Here is a 14,287-nt window from a genome sequence, read left to right on the forward strand (position 1 = left end):
GCGGATCGGGGAGCGATTCATGTACGACTACGACCTCCTGGTCGTGGGGTCGGCCAACGCCGACCTCGTGATCGGCGTCGACCGGCGGCCGGGTGCCGGTGAGACGGTCCTCGGCACCGACCTGGCCGTCCACCCGGGCGGCAAGGGCGCGAACCAGGCGGTCGCCGCCGCCCGGCTCGGCGCCCGTACGGCCCTGCTGGCCCGGGTCGGCGACGACGACTACGGCCGGCTGCTGCTGGACTCCCAGCGGGCGGCCGGCGTCGACACGGTCGGCGTGCTGGTGGGCGGGGCGCCGACCGGCGTCGCGCTGATCACCGTCGACCCGTCGGGCGACAACAGCATCGTGGTGTCGCCGGGCGCCAACGGCCGGCTGGCGCCCGGGGACGTCCGCGCCGCCGCGAGCCTCTTCCACGCCTCCCGCGTGGTCTCCACGCAGTTGGAGATCCCGCTGGAGACGGTCGTGGAGGTGGTCCGGAGCCTGGCACCGGACAGCCGGTTCGTGCTGAACCCGTCGCCGCCGCGCCCGCTTCCGCAGGAGGTGCTGGCGGCCTGCGACCCGCTGATCGTCAACGAGCACGAGGCGAAGGTCATCCTCGGTGACTCCTGCGTCGGCGGACGCCCCGAGGACTGGGCGCGCATCCTGCTGGCCAAGGGGCCGCGCTCGGTGGTCGTGACCCTGGGCGCCGAAGGCGCGCTGGTGGCGTCGGGCGCGGGCGTCTCCCGTGTCCCGTCCGTGAAGGTGGACGCCGTGGACACGACGGGCGCGGGCGACGCGTTCACCGCGGCACTGGCCTGGCGGCTCGGTACGGGTGAGTCGCTCGCCGAGGCGGCGGCGTACGCGGCCCGGGTCGGCGCGGCGGCCGTCACGAAGGCGGGGGCGCAGGCGTCGTACCCGACGGCGGCCCAGGCGGAGGCGCTGTGAAGAAGGCCGGGATACTCAACCGCCACCTCGCCGGGGCCCTGGCCGGACTCGGCCACGGCGACGGGGTCCTGGTGTGCGACGCGGGCATGCCCGTCCCCGACGGCCCGCGCGTCGTCGACCTGGCCTTCCGCGCCGGGGTGCCGTCCTTCGCGGAGGTGGTGGAGGGCCTGCTCGACGAGCTGGTCGTCGAGGGCGCGACGGCGGCGACGGAGATACGGCAGGCCAACGCGGAGGCCGCCGCGCTGCTCGACGGGCACTTCCCCGCCCTCGGCCTCGTCCCGCACGAGCGGCTGAAGGAACTCTCGGCGGGGGCGCGGCTGGTGGTGCGGACCGGGGAGGCCCGGCCGTACGCGAACGTACTGCTGCGCTGCGGGGTCTTCTTCTGAGGACCGTCCGGCGCGCGGGAGAGCTTCGAGGGGACCCGGTCGACCGGGTCCCCTCGGGTTTCCCCTCCCCCGTTCAGAACCCCGTGATTCCCCCCCCGGGTCCCCCACAGGGGTTCTGATGCCATGTACGACCCGCCGGGCGTCGAAACGGTTGCACGGGTCGCCGGACTTTATTCTTCCGGGTCCCCGTCGCCCTCGCCGGCGGCGTCGGCCGCGTCCCCCGCGTGGGCGGCGAACCGTGCCGCCGTCTCGGCGAGCACCTCCCGCCCGTCGCGCGCCCACAGCCCCTCGTTGAACAGCTCGACCTCGATGGCGCCGGTGTACCCGGCCGCCTCCACGTACCCCTTCCACTCCCGCATGTCGATCGCGCCGTCGCCGATCTGGCCGCGGCCGTTGAGGACGCCCTCGGGCAGCGGGGTGGTCCAGTCGGCGAGCTGGAAGGTGTGGATACGGCCGCCCGCCCCGGCCCGGCCGATCTGCTCGGGCGCCCGGTCGTCCCACCAGATGTGGTACGTGTCGACGGTGACGCCGACCTGGTGGGCCGGGAAGCGTTCCGCGAGGTCCAGGGCCTGGGTGAGGGTGGAGACCACGCAGCGGTCGGAGGCGTACATCGGGTGCAGGGGCTCGATGGCCAGGCGTACGCCGTGCCGCTCGGCGTACGGGGCCAGTTCCGCCAGGGCGTCGGCGATGCGTTCCCGGGCGGCGCGCAGGTCCTTGTCGCCGGCCGGGAGGCCGCCCGAGACGAGGACCAGGGTGTCGGTGCCGAGGGTGGCGGCCTCGTCGACGGCGCGGCGGTTGTCGGCCAGGGCCTTCGCCCGTTCGTCCGCGTCCGTCGCCGTGAGGAAGCCGCCGCGGCACAGGGTGGTGACGGTCAGGCCCGCGTCACGGACCAGTTTCGCCGCCGCCTCGACCCCGTACGCCTGGACGGGTTCGCGCCACAGGCCGACGTTGCCGACCCCCAGTTCCCGGCAGGCGGCGGTCAGTTCGGGCAGCGTCAGCTGCTTGACCGTCATCTGGTTGATACTGAAACGGGTCAGGTCGAGATCGCTCACTGGTCCACTCCGTACACCGACAGCAGGTTCCTCATGCGCTCCTGGGCCAGCTTCGGGTCCGGGAACAGACCGAGGCCGTCGGCGAGTTCGTAGGCGCGGGCGAGGTGCGGCAGGGAGCGGGCCGACTGGAGGCCGCCGACCATCGTGAAGTGGCTCTGGTGGCCGGCCAGCCAGGCCAGGAACACCACGCCCGTCTTGTAGAAGCGGGTGGGGGCCTGGAAGAGGTGGCGGGAGAGTTCGACGGTGGGGTCGAGGAGGGCGCGGAAGCCCTCCGTGTTCCCCGTGTCCAGGACGCGGACCGCCTCGGCCGCGAGCGGGCCCAGCGGGTCGAAGATGCCGAGCAGGGCGTGGCTGAAGCCCTGTTCGTCGCCGGCGATCAGCTCGGGGTAGTTGAAGTCGTCGCCGGTGTAGCAGCGCACGCCCTGCGGGAGGCGGCGGCGCAGGTCGACCTCGCGCTGTGCGTCGAGGAGGGAGACCTTGATGCCGTCGACCTTGTCGGGGTGGGCGGCGATGACCTCCAGGAAGGTGTCGGTCGCCGTGTCGAGGTCGGGTGAGCCCCAGTAGCCCTCCAGGGCCGGGTCGAACATCGGGCCGAGCCAGTGCAGGACGACCGGTTCGGTGGCCTGGCGGAGGAGGTGGCCGTAGACCTCCAGGTAGTCGTCGGGGCCCTTCGCCGTCGCGGCCAGGGCACGGGAGGCCATCAGGATGGCCTGGGCGCCCGACTCCTCGACCACGGCGAGCTGTTCCTCGTAGGCCGTCCGGACCTCGGCGAGGGTGCCGCCGGTGATCTGGTCGGTGCCGACGCCGCAGGCGATACGGCCGCCGCACGTCTTCGCCTCCGCGGCGGACCTGCGGATCAGCTCCGCCGCGCCGGCCCAGTCCAGGCCCATGCCGCGCTGGGCGGTGTCCATCGCCTCGGCGACGCCGAGTCCGTGCGACCACAGGTGGCGGCGGAAGGCGAGGGTGGCGTCCCAGTCGACGGCGGCGGGGCCGTCGGGGGTGGTGTCCGCGTACGGGTCGGCGACGACGTGCGCGGCCGAGAAGACCGTGCGGGACGTGAAAGCGCTTCCCGGGGTGAAGGCGAGGGGTTCCGCGCGGGGCTCGTAGGCGCGCGTGGTGCCGTTCGCGTCCGGCAGGTGGAGGGTCACAGCGCGATCTCCGGCACGTCGAGACGGCGGCCCTCGGCCGACGACTTCAGGCCCAGCTCGGCCAGCTGGACGCCGCGGGCACCGGCCAGCAGGTCCCAGTGGTAGGGGGCGTCGGCGTAGACGTGGCGCAGGAACAGCTCCCACTGGGCCTTGAAGCCGTTGTCGAAGTCGCCGTTGTCCGGGACCTCCTGCCACTGGTCGCGGAAGGCCTCGGTGGCGGGGATGTCCGGGTTCCAGACCGGCTTCGGGGTGGCGGAGCGGTGCTGGACGCGGCAGCCCCGCAGTCCCGCGACGGCGGAGCCCTCGGTGCCGTCGACCTGGAACTCGACGAGCTCGTCGCGGTTGACGCGGACCGCCCAGGAGGAGTTGATCTGGGCGATCGCGCCGCCGTCGAGCTCGAAGACGCCGTAGGCGGCGTCGTCGGCGGTGGCGTCGTAGGGCTTGCCGTTCTCGTCCCAGCGCTCGGGGATGTGGGTGGCGGTGAGGGCCTGGACGGACTTCACGCGGCCGAACAGCTCGTGCAGGACGTACTCCCAGTGCGGGAACATGTCGACGACGATGCCGCCGCCGTCCTCCGCCCGGTAGTTCCAGGAGGGGCGCTGGGCGTCCTGCCAGTCGCCCTCGAAGACCCAGTAGCCGAACTCGCCGCGCACCGACAGGATCCGGCCGAAGAAGCCGCCGTCGATGAGGCGCTTGAGCTTGAGCAGACCGGGGAGGAAGAGCTTGTCCTGGACGACGCCGTGCTTGATGCCGGCGGCGTTCGCCAGGCGGGCCAGTTCCAGGGCGCCGTCCAGGCCCGTGGCGGTGGGCTTCTCGGTGTAGATGTGCTTGCCAGCGGCGATCGCCTTCCTGATCGCCTCCTCGCGGGCCGAGGTCACCTGGGCGTCGAAGTAGATGTCGACGCTGTCGTCGGCGAGGACCGCGTCCACGTCCGTCGAGACGTGCTCGAGGCCGTGCCGCTCGGCCAGCGCCCGCAGCGCGTGCTCCCGGCGGCCGACCAGGATCGGTTCCGGCCACAGCACGGTGCCGTCGCCGAGGTCGAGGCCGCCCTGTTCGCGGAGGGCCAGGATGGAGCGGACGAGGTGCTGGCGATAGCCCATGCGCCCGGTCACACCGTTCATGGCGATACGCACCGTCTTGCGTGTCACGTCATTCCCTTCGTACGAGCCGTACAGCGGCAGCGCGGCGAGCGGTACGGCGAGCAGCGCGGCGAGCGGTACGGCGAGCAGCGCGGCGAGCGGTTCGGCCGGCAGCACAGCGAGCAATACAGCAAGCGCTTTCTATGCGTAAGAAGCTAGCCTGTGGACGGTGGTCTGGACAAGACCGTGATCCGGGCGAGTTGTTCGAGGGGACGAACGGCGGCGGCCGGTGCCCGTAAGGTCACCTGGACGGCTGAGACGGCGTTCGGCACACGCGCGATGCGGAGGACGAGGACATGACGGTGACACTGGCGGACGTGGCGGCCCGCGCCCAGGTCTCCCCCGCGACGGTGTCGCGCGTGCTCAACGGGAACTACCCCGTGGCGGCCTCCACCCGGGAGCGGGTGCTGAAGGCCGTCGACGACCTGGACTACGTACTCAACGGGCCCGCGAGCGCCCTGGCGGCGGCGACGTCCGACCTGGTGGGAATCCTGGTCAACGACATCGCCGACCCCTTCTTCGGCATCATGGCCGGCGCGGTCCAGTCCGAGATCGGCGGGCCGGGCGGCAGAGCGGGCGGCGAGAGACTCGCCGTGGTCTGCAACACCGGCGGCACCCCGGAGCGCGAACTGACCTACCTCACGCTGCTGCAGCGGCAGCGGGCGGCGGCCGTCGTGCTGACCGGCGGTGCGATGGAGGACGCGGCACACCAGGCGGCCGTGGCGGCGAAGCTGCGCAAACTGGCGGAGGCCGGCACGCGGGTGGTGCTCTGCGGGCGGCCGCCGGCTCCGGACACGGGGGCGATCGCGCTGACCTTCGACAACCGCGGGGGCGGCCGGGAACTGACCGAGCACCTCATCGGGCTCGGGCACCGGCGGCTCGGCTACATCGCGGGCCCCGAGGAGCGCACCACGACCCGGCACCGGCTGGAGGGCCACCGCGCCGCGCTCGCCGCGCACGGCATCGAGGAGGACCCCCGCTGGACGGTCCACGGCCGCTACGACCGGCAGTCCGGCTACGAGGCCACGCTCGAACTCCTGCGCAGGGACCCGGAGCTGACGGCCGTCGTCGCCGCGAACGACTCCGTCGCGCTGGGCGCCTGCGCGGCGCTGCGCGACTCGGGGCTGCGGATCCCGGACGACGTGTCCGTGGCCGGCTTCGACGACCTGCCGTTCAGCATCGACGCGGTGCCCGCGCTGACGACGGTGCGGCTGCCGCTCGCGGAGGCGGGGGCGCGGGCCGGGCGCATCGCCATGGGGCGGGAGGACGCGCCGCCCGGGGGGATCGCCACGGTGCGGGGGGAGTTGATGGTGCGGGGGTCCTCCGGAGGGCCGCGGGGGTAGGCGCCGTGAGTGTCGGTGCGCCCCGCGTCGGTGTGGGCCTCGCTGGGGGCCGCCGCCCCCAGGGCCCCCGCTTCGGCGGGCACAGCTGGGCCGCGCCCCTCCGCAAGCCCAGGGACGAACGGGCTGGGCCGTGTCCCTCCGCAAGTGCTGGACGACCGAGGTAGGGCGGCCTGTGCCCCAGCTCCTCCGTCGGCGCTGGGGCGGCGACACCCGGGCCGGTGGGAGGAGTGGCGGGGGCGGGGGCGGGTACGCTCCGTGGGCATGAAGCTGGCGTTCTCCACCCTCGGTGTCCCCGGCCTGCCCCTGACCGACGTACTGGGGCTCGCGACCGCGCACGGCTACCACGGTGTCGAGTTGCGCGCCCACCCTGAGGAACCGGTCCACCCGGGCCTGACCCCCGGTGAACGGTCCGCGGTGACCGAGGCCTTCAAGGCGGCGGGCGTGGAGCTGCTGGGCCTCGCGGGGTACGCGCGGGTGGCCGCGCCGGGCGACGACGACACGGTGATCGCCGAGATCCGTACCCTGCTCGGCCTGGCCCGCGACCTGGGCGCCCCGTACGTCCGGGTCTTCCCCGGCGGCGGCACCGGACAGAGCGCGGAGGAGGCCGACGCGACGGCCGCCCGGCGGCTGGGCACGGCCGCGGAGTACGCCGCCGACCTCGGCGTACGCATCCTCCTCGAAACCCACGACTCGCACCGCACGGGGGCCGACGCGATGCGCGTCCTCGGTCTGGTCGGGCACCGGCAGGTCGGCGCCCTGTGGGACGTGATGCACACCTGGCTGGGCGGCGAGCAGCCCTCGGAGAGCTACCTGGCCCTCGCCCCGCACCTCGGCTACGTACAGGTCAAGGACATCGCCTCCGCCGACGACACCACGCCGCTGCCGCTGGGCACCGGTGTGCTGCCGCTCACCGAGGTGGTGGACGTCCTCTCGCGGCACGGCTGGGACGGCTGGCTGTGCTGGGAGTACGAGAAGCGGTGGTACGAGTCGGCCGCCCCGCTGCCGGAACTGCTGGACGCGGGGCGCGAGCACCTCGCCCGGCTGCTCAGCGACGCGGCGTGAGCGTGGAAGTCGTCGTGGACGCGGATGCCGCGGTCCGCACCCGGCGCTCCAGCCGCTCCCGGCACCGCGGCCATTCCGCCGCCGTGACGGAGTAGATCGCGGAGTCCCGCAACCGGCCTTCCTCGCCCGGCGCCCAGGAGCGGGACCAGTTGCGCAGGACGCCCTCGAAGCGGGCGCCGGCCGACTCGATCGCGGCGCGGGAGCGGTCGTTGCGGGCGTCGGTCTTGAGGTCGACCCGGGACACCCGCCAGACCTCGAAGGCGTGCCGGAACAGGAGCAGCTTGGCCTCTGCGTTGACGCCCGTGCCCTGGGCGGAGCGGGCCAGCCAGGTGAAGCCGACCTCGATGGCGTCGAGGGCGTCGTCCGTCAGCCAGGAGCGGGGTTCCCAGTAGGAGGTGGCGCCGACCGCCCGCCCGGTGGCTAGGGAGACCTGCGCGTAGGGCGCCAGCCGTCCCGTGGCCGCCCGGGCCAGCTGGGCGTCGATGTAGGCGCCGACCTCGTCGGCCCTCGGCACCCACGTGAACGCGTAGCTGCCGCGGTCCTCCTCCGCCGCCACCGCCAGGTCGGCCGCGTGGTGCGGGCCCAGCGGCTCCAGTCGTACCAGGGTTCCTTCGAGGACCGGGCCCTGCAGAGTGAACGTCACCGGACGGATTCTTCCGCCGTTACGGGACGCCGTCCAACGATTTCCGGGCGGGCGGGCACGCCGTCCGGCACGCGGTCCCGGGAGCGCCGGGCGGGGGTGAGCGTCGTCAGTGCCACCCCGCCCACCAGCAGCGCCGCCGCGCACCAGCGCAGTGGGGTGACCTGCTCGCCGAGGAACAGGGCCGCCGACGACATGCCGAAGACGGGGACCAGGAGGGAGAACGGCGCGACCGTGGAGGCGGGGTGGCGGTGGAGCAGCCAGCCCCAGGCGCCGAAGCCGAAGACGGTCGACACCCACGCGACGAAGAGGATGGTGCCCGCGCCCTGCCAGTCCAGGGCGCGCAGGGCCGCCAGGTCCCGGGACGGGCCCTCCGTCACGAGGGACAGGGCCAGCAGGGGGAGCACCGGGACGGTGGACACCCACACCATGAAGTTCAGGGCGTCGGGCGGGGACGCCTTGCGGGTCAGTACGTTGGACAGGCCCCACGCGGCCGCCGCGCCGACGACCATGACGAAGGCGCCCAGCGGGCCGGAGGTACCCTCGTCGACCGCCGCCACGCCGATGCCGGCCAGCGCCACCAGCATGCCGAGCGCCCGTACGCCGGTGGGGCGTTCGCCCAGTACGGCCGCCGCGATCACCGCCGTGAACACCGCCTGGATCTGCAGGACGAGGGACGACAGGCCGGCCGGCATGCCCGCGTCCATCCCGACGAAGACCAGGCCGAACTTGGCGACTCCCAGCACCAGCCCCACCGCCACGATCCACTTCCAGGCGGCCTTCGGGCGGCCCACGAGGAAAACGGCGGGCAGTGCCGCCGCCAGGAAGCGCAGGGCGGAGAAGAGCAGCGGCGGGAAGTGGTCGAGGCCGATCTCGATCACCGTGAAGTTCACGCCCCAGACGGCGGCGACGAGCACGGCGAGGAGGAGGTGGGAGGGTCGCATGCGTCGAGGATCGCGCCGATCGACCATGAAGCACCAGCGATGATTGCTGCATCATTGGATGAAGCACTGCTAACTCTTTGAACCCGGGGAGCCGTTCGTGCTCGACCTCCAGCGTCTGCGTGCCCTGCACGCCGTGTCCGTGCACGGCACCGTGGGCGCGGCCGCCGCCGCGCTCGGCTTCACGCCGTCCGCCGTGTCCCAGCAGATCGCCAAGCTGGAGCGGGAGACCAGGACCGTGCTGCTGGAACGGGAGGGGCGCGGGGTGCGGCTCACGGACGAGGCGTGGCAGCTGGCCGCCACCGCCCACGAGCTGCTGGCGCTCGTGGAGCGTGCGCAGACCCGGCTGGAGGAGCGGCGCGGGGTGCCGGCGGGACGGCTGACCGTGGCCGCGTTCGCGTCGGCGGCTCGCGGGCTGCTGCCGCCCGTGCTGGCCGACCTGGCGGCGCGGCATCCCGCGCTCGACGTCCGCCTCACCGAGGTCGACCCGCACCTGTCCGTGGACCTCGTGACGAAGGGTGCCGTCGACCTGGTCGTGGCGCACGACTGGGACATCGCGCCGCTGCCCGCCCCGGCCGGGGTGGAGCAGGCGGCCATCGGGGAGGACCTGTGCGATCTGCTCGTACCCGAGGGGCACCGCTTCGCGGGGCGGGCCGGTGTCCGGCGGGCGGAGCTGGGCGGGGAGCGGTGGATCTGCCAGCCGCCCGGGCGGGTATGTCACGACTGGCTGCTGCGGACCCTGCGGGGCGCCGGGCACGAACCGGACATCGTCCACCAGGCCGACGAGAACCCGACGCTCGTCGCGCTGGTCGCCGCCGGGCTGGGCGTCGCCCTGATCCCCCGGCTGGGGCGCGGTCCGCTGCCCGCCGGGGTGGTGGAGGTGCCGCTCGACCCGATGCCCGTGCGGCGGCTGTACGCGCTGTGGCGGGCGGGCGCGGCCCGCCGTCCGGCGATCGCGGAGACCGTGCGCACGCTACGGGCCCATTGGCCTGACGCCTCGGCCCACACCGCCCCTCCCGCGGGAACCGGCTGAACCGGCTGACCGACACCGCACGCGGAACGGGCCCCGCACCGCGCCCGCCGCCCACCGGCCCCGTACGCCCCGTACGCACCGTACGCACCGTAGGCACCGTACGCACCGACTTGGAGAAACCCGGCCCGACCGGGAACCCCGCTCCGGCCCCGGTCGTCCAATCCGCACGCTGCCGGACGAGTCTTCGCGGTGCGGTGTCGGCCTCGCTGCTGGCTGCGATCGCTGACCACCCCTCTCCAGCCGTACCGCGGCCGGCAGCCCGCCGCCGTCGGCGCGCCCCCTCCCTGGCGCCGACGGCGGCCCCACCCGCCCGGTCCTCGCGGCTTCGGGTGACTCCTGTGCGCTCCCTTGACTGGCAGAAACTTCCCGGATATTGGTGACTCCTTGGAAGTTTCCTTCAGCAGCTCGCCAGCGATTCCCCAGCGGATCACTCCGGAAGGAGCGCACGTGCACCACAGCAGCACGGCCGGCCCGGGAAGCACCGCTCACCCCTCCAGACGTACCGTCCTCACCGCCACCGCGGTCGTCACCGCGGCCCTGGCGGCCGGCGGCTCCACCGCGTACGCCGACGCCCGCGGCCCCGACGACGACAAGCTCCGCGCCCTCATCTCGCGCATGACGCTGGAGGAGAAGGTCGGCCAGCTCTTCGTCATGCGGGTCTACGGCCACTCCGCCACCGACCCCGACCAGGCCGACATCGACGCCAACCTCAAGGAGATCGGCGTCCGCACCGCGGCCGAGCTGGTCGCCAAGTACCGGGTCGGCGGGGTCATCTACTTCGCCTGGGCGCACAACACCCGCGACCCGCACCAGATCGCCGACCTGTCCAACGGCATCCAGAAGGCGTCGCTGGGGCTGCCGCGCGGACTTCCGGTGCTCATCTCCACCGACCAGGAGTACGGCATCGTGGCCCGCGTGGGCGAGCCCGCGACCCTCTTCCCGGGCGCGATGGCCGTCGGCGCCGGCGGGTCGCGGTCCGACGCCCGGACCCTCGGCCGGGTGGCGGGCGCCGAGCTGCACGCGATGGGTATCCGCCAGGACTACTCCCCCGTCGCCGACGTGAACGTCAACCCGGCCAATCCCGTGATCGGCGTGCGGTCCTTCGGAGCCGATCCGCAGGCGGTCGCGGAGCTGGTGGCCGCCGAGGTGACGGGGTACCAGCGGTCCGGGGTCGCCGCGTGCGCCAAGCACTTCCCCGGGCACGGCGACACCGCCACCGACAGCCACACCGGTTTCCCGGTGATCACGCACAGCCGTCAGCAGTGGGAGGAACTGGACGCGCCGCCCTTCCGCGCGGCGATCGACGCCGGCATCGACGCGATCATGACGGCCCACCTCATGGTCCCGGCGCTCGACGACTCCGGCGACCCGGCCACCCTCTCCCGCCCCATCCTCACCGGCATACTGCGCGAGGAACTGGGCTTCGACGGGGTCGTGGTCACCGACTCCCTCGGCATGCAGGGCGTCCGGTCCAAGTACGGCGACGAGCGGGTGCCGGTGCTGGCGCTGAAGGCGGGCGTCGACCAGCTGCTCAACCCGCCCCACCTGGACCTCGCCTGGAACGCGGTCCTGACGGCCGTACGGGACGGCGAACTCACCGAGGCGCGGCTCGACGAATCGATCCTGCGCGTGCTGCGGCTGAAGGCGAAGCTGGGTCTGTTCCGGGACGCCTACACCAGCCGGCGGGACGTCGACGTCACCGTCGGCACCCGGGGGCACCTGGCCGCGGCCGACCGGATCGCCGAGCGGACCACCACGCTGCTGGTCAACGAGGGGCAGTTGCTCCCGCTGTCCCGGCAAAAGCACCCGAGGGTGCTCGTCGTGGGCGCCGACCCCGCCTCCCCCTCGGGTACGACCGGGCCGCCCACGGGTGTTCTCGCGAGCGAGCTGACGCGGCTGGGCTTCACGGCGACCGCCCTGTCCACGGGCACCGCCCCGTCCGCCGCCGTCATCGACCGGGCGGTCGCGGCGGCCGGGGACGCCGACGCGGTGGTGGTCGCCACGTACAACGTCACGGCGGGCAGCAGTCAGCGCACGCTGGCCGCGCGGCTGCTGGAGACGGGGAAGCCGGTCGTCGCGGTCGCGATCCGCAATCCGTACGACGTGGCCCTGCTCCCGGACGTCCCCGCCCACCTCGCCGCCTACTCCTGGACCGACGTCGAGGTGCGGGCGGCGGCCCGGGTGATCGCCGGGCGGGCACGGCCGCGCGGGAAGCTCCCGGTTCCGGTGGTGCGGGCGGACGATCCGGCGACGGTGCTGTTCCCGCTCGGGCACGGGCTGTCGTACCGGTCGTAGGACGTAGCGCGGCCTACGCCACGCGCCGGGGGCGCCCCCGTCACCCGTGCGCAATGCACCCCGCGCGTCTGGCGTGCCCCGCCGCGGCGGGTCACGCTGGACCGGGGACCCGGGGGGTTGGCGATGCGTGAGAGATGGGCCGCGGGGGCGTTCTGCGCACTGTCGGTGCTGTGCGCCGTGCTGGTGACGGGCTGCCAGAGTCCGTCGGGTCTGGCGGGCGGGGACAGTGGCGCGAACGGGAACGCGGACGGAAGCGGCGGCGGGAACGGGGACGGCCGGCTCGGCGGGGAGGCCGCGTCGGGCTCGGCGCCTGCCGTCCGGCCGTCCGGGTACGGGGCGGTGTTCCTGGCGATCGACGAGTGCAGCTCGTTCGGGACGGTCAGTTTCACCGAAGTGCCGTGCGGCAGTGAGCGGGCGGCGGCGCGGGTCGTGGCGCGGGAGAACGGCCGTGCGGGCGACGGTCCGCCGTGCCCCGCCACCACCGACTTCGTCCTGCACATCAGCGAGCAGCGCCCCTCCGCCGACGAGGACGGCGACGGGGCCGTGCCGCAGGGCTACGCCTGCATGCGCAAGCTCCAGCCGCCGCACCCCGGCGATCCCGGCGGCGGAGGCGGCCCGCGCACCATCGTCGGCGACTGCGTCTACGACGCCGGGGGCGGCAAGGTCCGCGAGACCGCGTGCGACGGCAAGGGCGAGCGGAAGCCGCAGTTCGAGGTGGTCGAGGCGGTCGCGGCCCGGGCGGACTGCCCTGCCTCGACCGGCCTCTACGTCCGTCTCGGCGGCGAACGGCCGGTGGGCTGCGCCCGGCCGCTGTGAGTTGTCCGTGTTCCGGAGCGTCTCAGCGGCGGCCGGGCACGGCCACTTCTACGGGCGCAGCGCCGGTTCGCGCTGCACGTCCCGCCGGTCCAGCGCGGCGTCGAACGTCGCCAGCGGCCTGGCCGCCGACGGGTTCTCCCGTACCTCGGCGGGTGCGACGCCCGCCCAGTCGAGGATGCGGGCCGTGGCGAGGGCCTTCTCCTCGGGCACCAGGCCGGCGACGTTGGCGCCGTGGTTCATGCCGGGCGCGGTGAGGACGTGGGAGTCGTGCGCGCCGTGTCCGAGGCGGAAGGGTTCGGCACCCCACGGGTCGTTCTCGCCGTACACGAACAGCATCCGGTCGGCGTTGTGCCGCACCCAGCGGTCGACGTCCCGCATCACCCACGGCTCGAACCTCATCGGGATCGACCGGGGCACGAAGTTGCGCGGCGGCTGGTAGCCGTAGCGGATGTACTTCTTCTCGATGTGCGGGAAGTGGATCGTCGGCGCGCCGAGCTCTGTGCCCGCCTGGTAGTAGTACGGCGTGTACGGGCTCAGGCCCTGGTCCGTGTAGAAGGAGAAGCCGGAGATCGTGTCGACGGACTCCCAGATCGCCTCGTCGGTGGCGTTCTCGGCGTCGGCGGGGACGGCGGCGCAGTCCTTCACGGTGCTGTACTGCCAAAAGCCCCAGACGTAGTCGAGGACGACGGCCTCGTAGGCGCGGTCCAGGCCGCCGGTGATGTCGAAGGTGTAGCCGTTCTCGGCCGCGTACGCCTTGTACTTCTCCTTGAGCGGCGCACGGCGTACCAGTGCCTCGCGCTGTACCCCGTTCAGCCGGTCGCGGCACTCCTCGGTGCCGACGCGGGCGAAGAAGCGGTCGTAGGCGGAGTCCTCGCGGTTCACCACGTCGTTGGGGGCGACGTAGGCGACGACGCCGTCCATGTCTCGCGGGTAGAAACGCTCGTAGTAGGTGGCGGTCATGCCGCCCTTGGAGCCGCCGGTGGAGATCCAGTTCTCGGAGTAGACCGGCTTCAACGCCTGGAAGATGCGGTGCTGGTCGCCGGCGGCCTGCCAGATGTCCAGCTTGGACCAGTCGGCCGGCTCGGGCCGGGACGGGGTGAAGTAGCGGTACTCCATGGAGACCTGGTTGCCGTCGACGATCTGGGTCGGCTCGCGGCGGCCGGGGTTCGTGGAGACGCCGTACCCGCTGGTGTAGAAGACCGTCGGGCGGTTCACGTCCTTGTGCAGCACGGTGATCCGCTGCTGGAACGTGCCCTTGTACGGGCGCCGGTGGTCGACCGGCTGGGTGTAGTTGAGGACGAAGAAGCGGTAGCCGGTGTACGGCTTCTCCTCTATCAGGCTCATGCCCGGTATGGACAGCAGCCGGTCCTTGATGTCGACGGCCTTCGGCTCGGCGGCGGTGGCCGCGCCCGCCGTGCTGACGGTGCCCACGAGCACCACGAGCGCCAGCAGCCATCTGAGCGCCTTGCGCATGCACCCTCCCTGTGAAGCAGATGTGCGCCGGAAGCTA

At 73.4% G+C, this 14,287-nt stretch carries 13 protein-coding genes; 7 read left to right on the plus strand and 6 right to left on the minus strand.

The features are described 5' to 3' along the window. Window positions 1-19: 19 nt before the first annotated feature. Both ACH4F2_RS01760 and rbsD read left to right on the plus strand, forming a co-directional pair. Window positions 20-922 carry a ribokinase gene (locus ACH4F2_RS01760; RefSeq protein ID WP_398130693.1) on the plus strand — a complete coding sequence of 301 codons (903 nt, stop codon included), beginning with the start codon at window positions 20-22 and terminating at the stop codon, window positions 920-922. Continuing rightward, window positions 919-1,308: a D-ribose pyranase gene (gene rbsD / locus ACH4F2_RS01765; protein ID WP_398130694.1), complete on the plus strand. Its 390-nt coding sequence runs from the start codon at window positions 919-921 to the stop codon at window positions 1,306-1,308. The genes ACH4F2_RS01760 and rbsD overlap by 4 nt, the downstream gene beginning before the upstream one ends. 170 nt (window positions 1,309-1,478) lie before the next feature. Here rbsD and ACH4F2_RS01770 read toward each other — a convergent pair whose 3' ends face one another. Genes ACH4F2_RS01770 through ACH4F2_RS01780 form a run of 3 tightly spaced genes read right to left on the minus strand, consistent with a single transcriptional unit; the run spans window position 1,479 to window position 4,656 of the window. Next, on the minus strand, window positions 1,479-2,321 hold the full coding sequence (locus ACH4F2_RS01770) for a sugar phosphate isomerase/epimerase family protein (RefSeq protein ID WP_398130892.1): 843 nt from the start codon (window positions 2,319-2,321) through the stop codon (window positions 1,479-1,481). Between the two features lie 35 nt (window positions 2,322-2,356). Continuing rightward, window positions 2,357-3,508, minus strand: a complete 1,152-nt coding sequence (locus tag ACH4F2_RS01775; RefSeq protein ID WP_398130695.1) for a dihydrodipicolinate synthase family protein — start codon at window positions 3,506-3,508, stop codon at window positions 2,357-2,359. Next, on the minus strand, window positions 3,505-4,656 hold the full coding sequence (locus ACH4F2_RS01780; protein ID WP_398130893.1) for a Gfo/Idh/MocA family protein: 1,152 nt from the start codon (window positions 4,654-4,656) through the stop codon (window positions 3,505-3,507). Before ACH4F2_RS01780 ends, ACH4F2_RS01775 begins: the two co-directional genes overlap by 4 nt. A 287-nt stretch (window positions 4,657-4,943) precedes the next feature. On the opposite strand from ACH4F2_RS01780, the gene ACH4F2_RS01785 reads away from it, so the two are divergent. Together ACH4F2_RS01785 and ACH4F2_RS01790 are read left to right on the plus strand one after the other, a co-directional pair. Beyond that, window positions 4,944-5,990, plus strand: coding sequence for a LacI family DNA-binding transcriptional regulator (locus ACH4F2_RS01785; protein ID WP_398130696.1), 1,047 nt, complete (start codon window positions 4,944-4,946; stop codon window positions 5,988-5,990). Between the two features lie 261 nt (window positions 5,991-6,251). Continuing rightward, window positions 6,252-7,052 (plus strand): sugar phosphate isomerase/epimerase family protein, encoded by an 801-nt coding sequence (locus ACH4F2_RS01790; protein WP_398130697.1) that lies wholly within the window; start codon window positions 6,252-6,254, stop codon window positions 7,050-7,052. Here the strand turns inward: ACH4F2_RS01790 and ACH4F2_RS01795 are convergent. Both ACH4F2_RS01795 and ACH4F2_RS01800 read right to left on the minus strand, forming a co-directional pair. Next, window positions 7,036-7,695: a GNAT family N-acetyltransferase gene (locus ACH4F2_RS01795; RefSeq protein ID WP_398130698.1), complete on the minus strand. Its 660-nt coding sequence runs from the start codon at window positions 7,693-7,695 to the stop codon at window positions 7,036-7,038. The two genes, ACH4F2_RS01790 and ACH4F2_RS01795, sit on opposite strands and share 17 nt — an antisense overlap. Next, window positions 7,692-8,636 (minus strand): EamA family transporter, encoded by a 945-nt coding sequence (locus ACH4F2_RS01800; protein ID WP_398130699.1) that lies wholly within the window; start codon window positions 8,634-8,636, stop codon window positions 7,692-7,694. Before ACH4F2_RS01800 ends, ACH4F2_RS01795 begins: the two co-directional genes overlap by 4 nt. Before the next feature lie 97 nt (window positions 8,637-8,733). Between ACH4F2_RS01800 and ACH4F2_RS01805 the strand changes: the two genes are divergently transcribed. The 3 genes from ACH4F2_RS01805 to ACH4F2_RS01815 all read left to right on the plus strand — a co-directional run bounded on the left by ACH4F2_RS01805 (window position 8,734) and on the right by ACH4F2_RS01815 (window position 12,777). Then, on the plus strand, window positions 8,734-9,666 hold the full coding sequence (locus ACH4F2_RS01805) for a LysR family transcriptional regulator (RefSeq protein ID WP_398130700.1): 933 nt from the start codon (window positions 8,734-8,736) through the stop codon (window positions 9,664-9,666). A 447-nt stretch (window positions 9,667-10,113) separates the two neighbouring features. Then, window positions 10,114-11,961 carry a glycoside hydrolase family 3 protein gene (locus tag ACH4F2_RS01810; protein ID WP_398130701.1) on the plus strand — a complete coding sequence of 616 codons (1,848 nt, stop codon included), beginning with the start codon at window positions 10,114-10,116 and terminating at the stop codon, window positions 11,959-11,961. Between the two features lie 123 nt (window positions 11,962-12,084). Beyond that, a complete protein-coding gene (locus tag ACH4F2_RS01815; protein ID WP_398130702.1) occupies window positions 12,085-12,777 on the plus strand; it encodes a hypothetical protein in 693 nt (230 codons plus the stop codon). Window positions 12,778-12,825: 48 nt separating this feature from the next. On the opposite strand, the gene ACH4F2_RS01820 is transcribed toward ACH4F2_RS01815, so the two are convergent. Further along, a complete protein-coding gene (locus ACH4F2_RS01820) occupies window positions 12,826-14,250 on the minus strand; it encodes a S28 family serine protease (protein WP_398130703.1) in 1,425 nt (474 codons plus the stop codon). Between the last annotated feature and the right edge of the window lie 37 nt (window positions 14,251-14,287).

This window comes from Streptomyces sp. NPDC017890 (assembly GCF_044328675.1).
Lineage (GTDB): Bacteria > Actinomycetota > Actinomycetes > Streptomycetales > Streptomycetaceae > Streptomyces.

Excerpts from the sequence above, each read along its gene's own strand:
- ACH4F2_RS01760 (WP_398130693.1), top strand. The coding sequence starts at position 20 with ATGTACGACTACGACCTCCTGGTCGTGGGGTCGGCCAACGCCGACCTC.
- ACH4F2_RS01820 (WP_398130703.1), bottom strand. The coding sequence starts at position 14,250 with ATGCGCAAGGCGCTCAGATGGCTGCTGGCGCTCGTGGTGCTCGTGGGC.
- ACH4F2_RS01815 (WP_398130702.1), top strand. The coding sequence starts at position 12,085 with ATGCGTGAGAGATGGGCCGCGGGGGCGTTCTGCGCACTGTCGGTGCTG.
- ACH4F2_RS01790 (WP_398130697.1), top strand. The coding sequence starts at position 6,252 with ATGAAGCTGGCGTTCTCCACCCTCGGTGTCCCCGGCCTGCCCCTGACC.
- ACH4F2_RS01785 (WP_398130696.1), top strand. The coding sequence starts at position 4,944 with ATGACGGTGACACTGGCGGACGTGGCGGCCCGCGCCCAGGTCTCCCCC.
- ACH4F2_RS01770 (WP_398130892.1), bottom strand. The coding sequence starts at position 2,321 with ATGACGGTCAAGCAGCTGACGCTGCCCGAACTGACCGCCGCCTGCCGG.
- ACH4F2_RS01800 (WP_398130699.1), bottom strand. The coding sequence starts at position 8,636 with ATGCGACCCTCCCACCTCCTCCTCGCCGTGCTCGTCGCCGCCGTCTGG.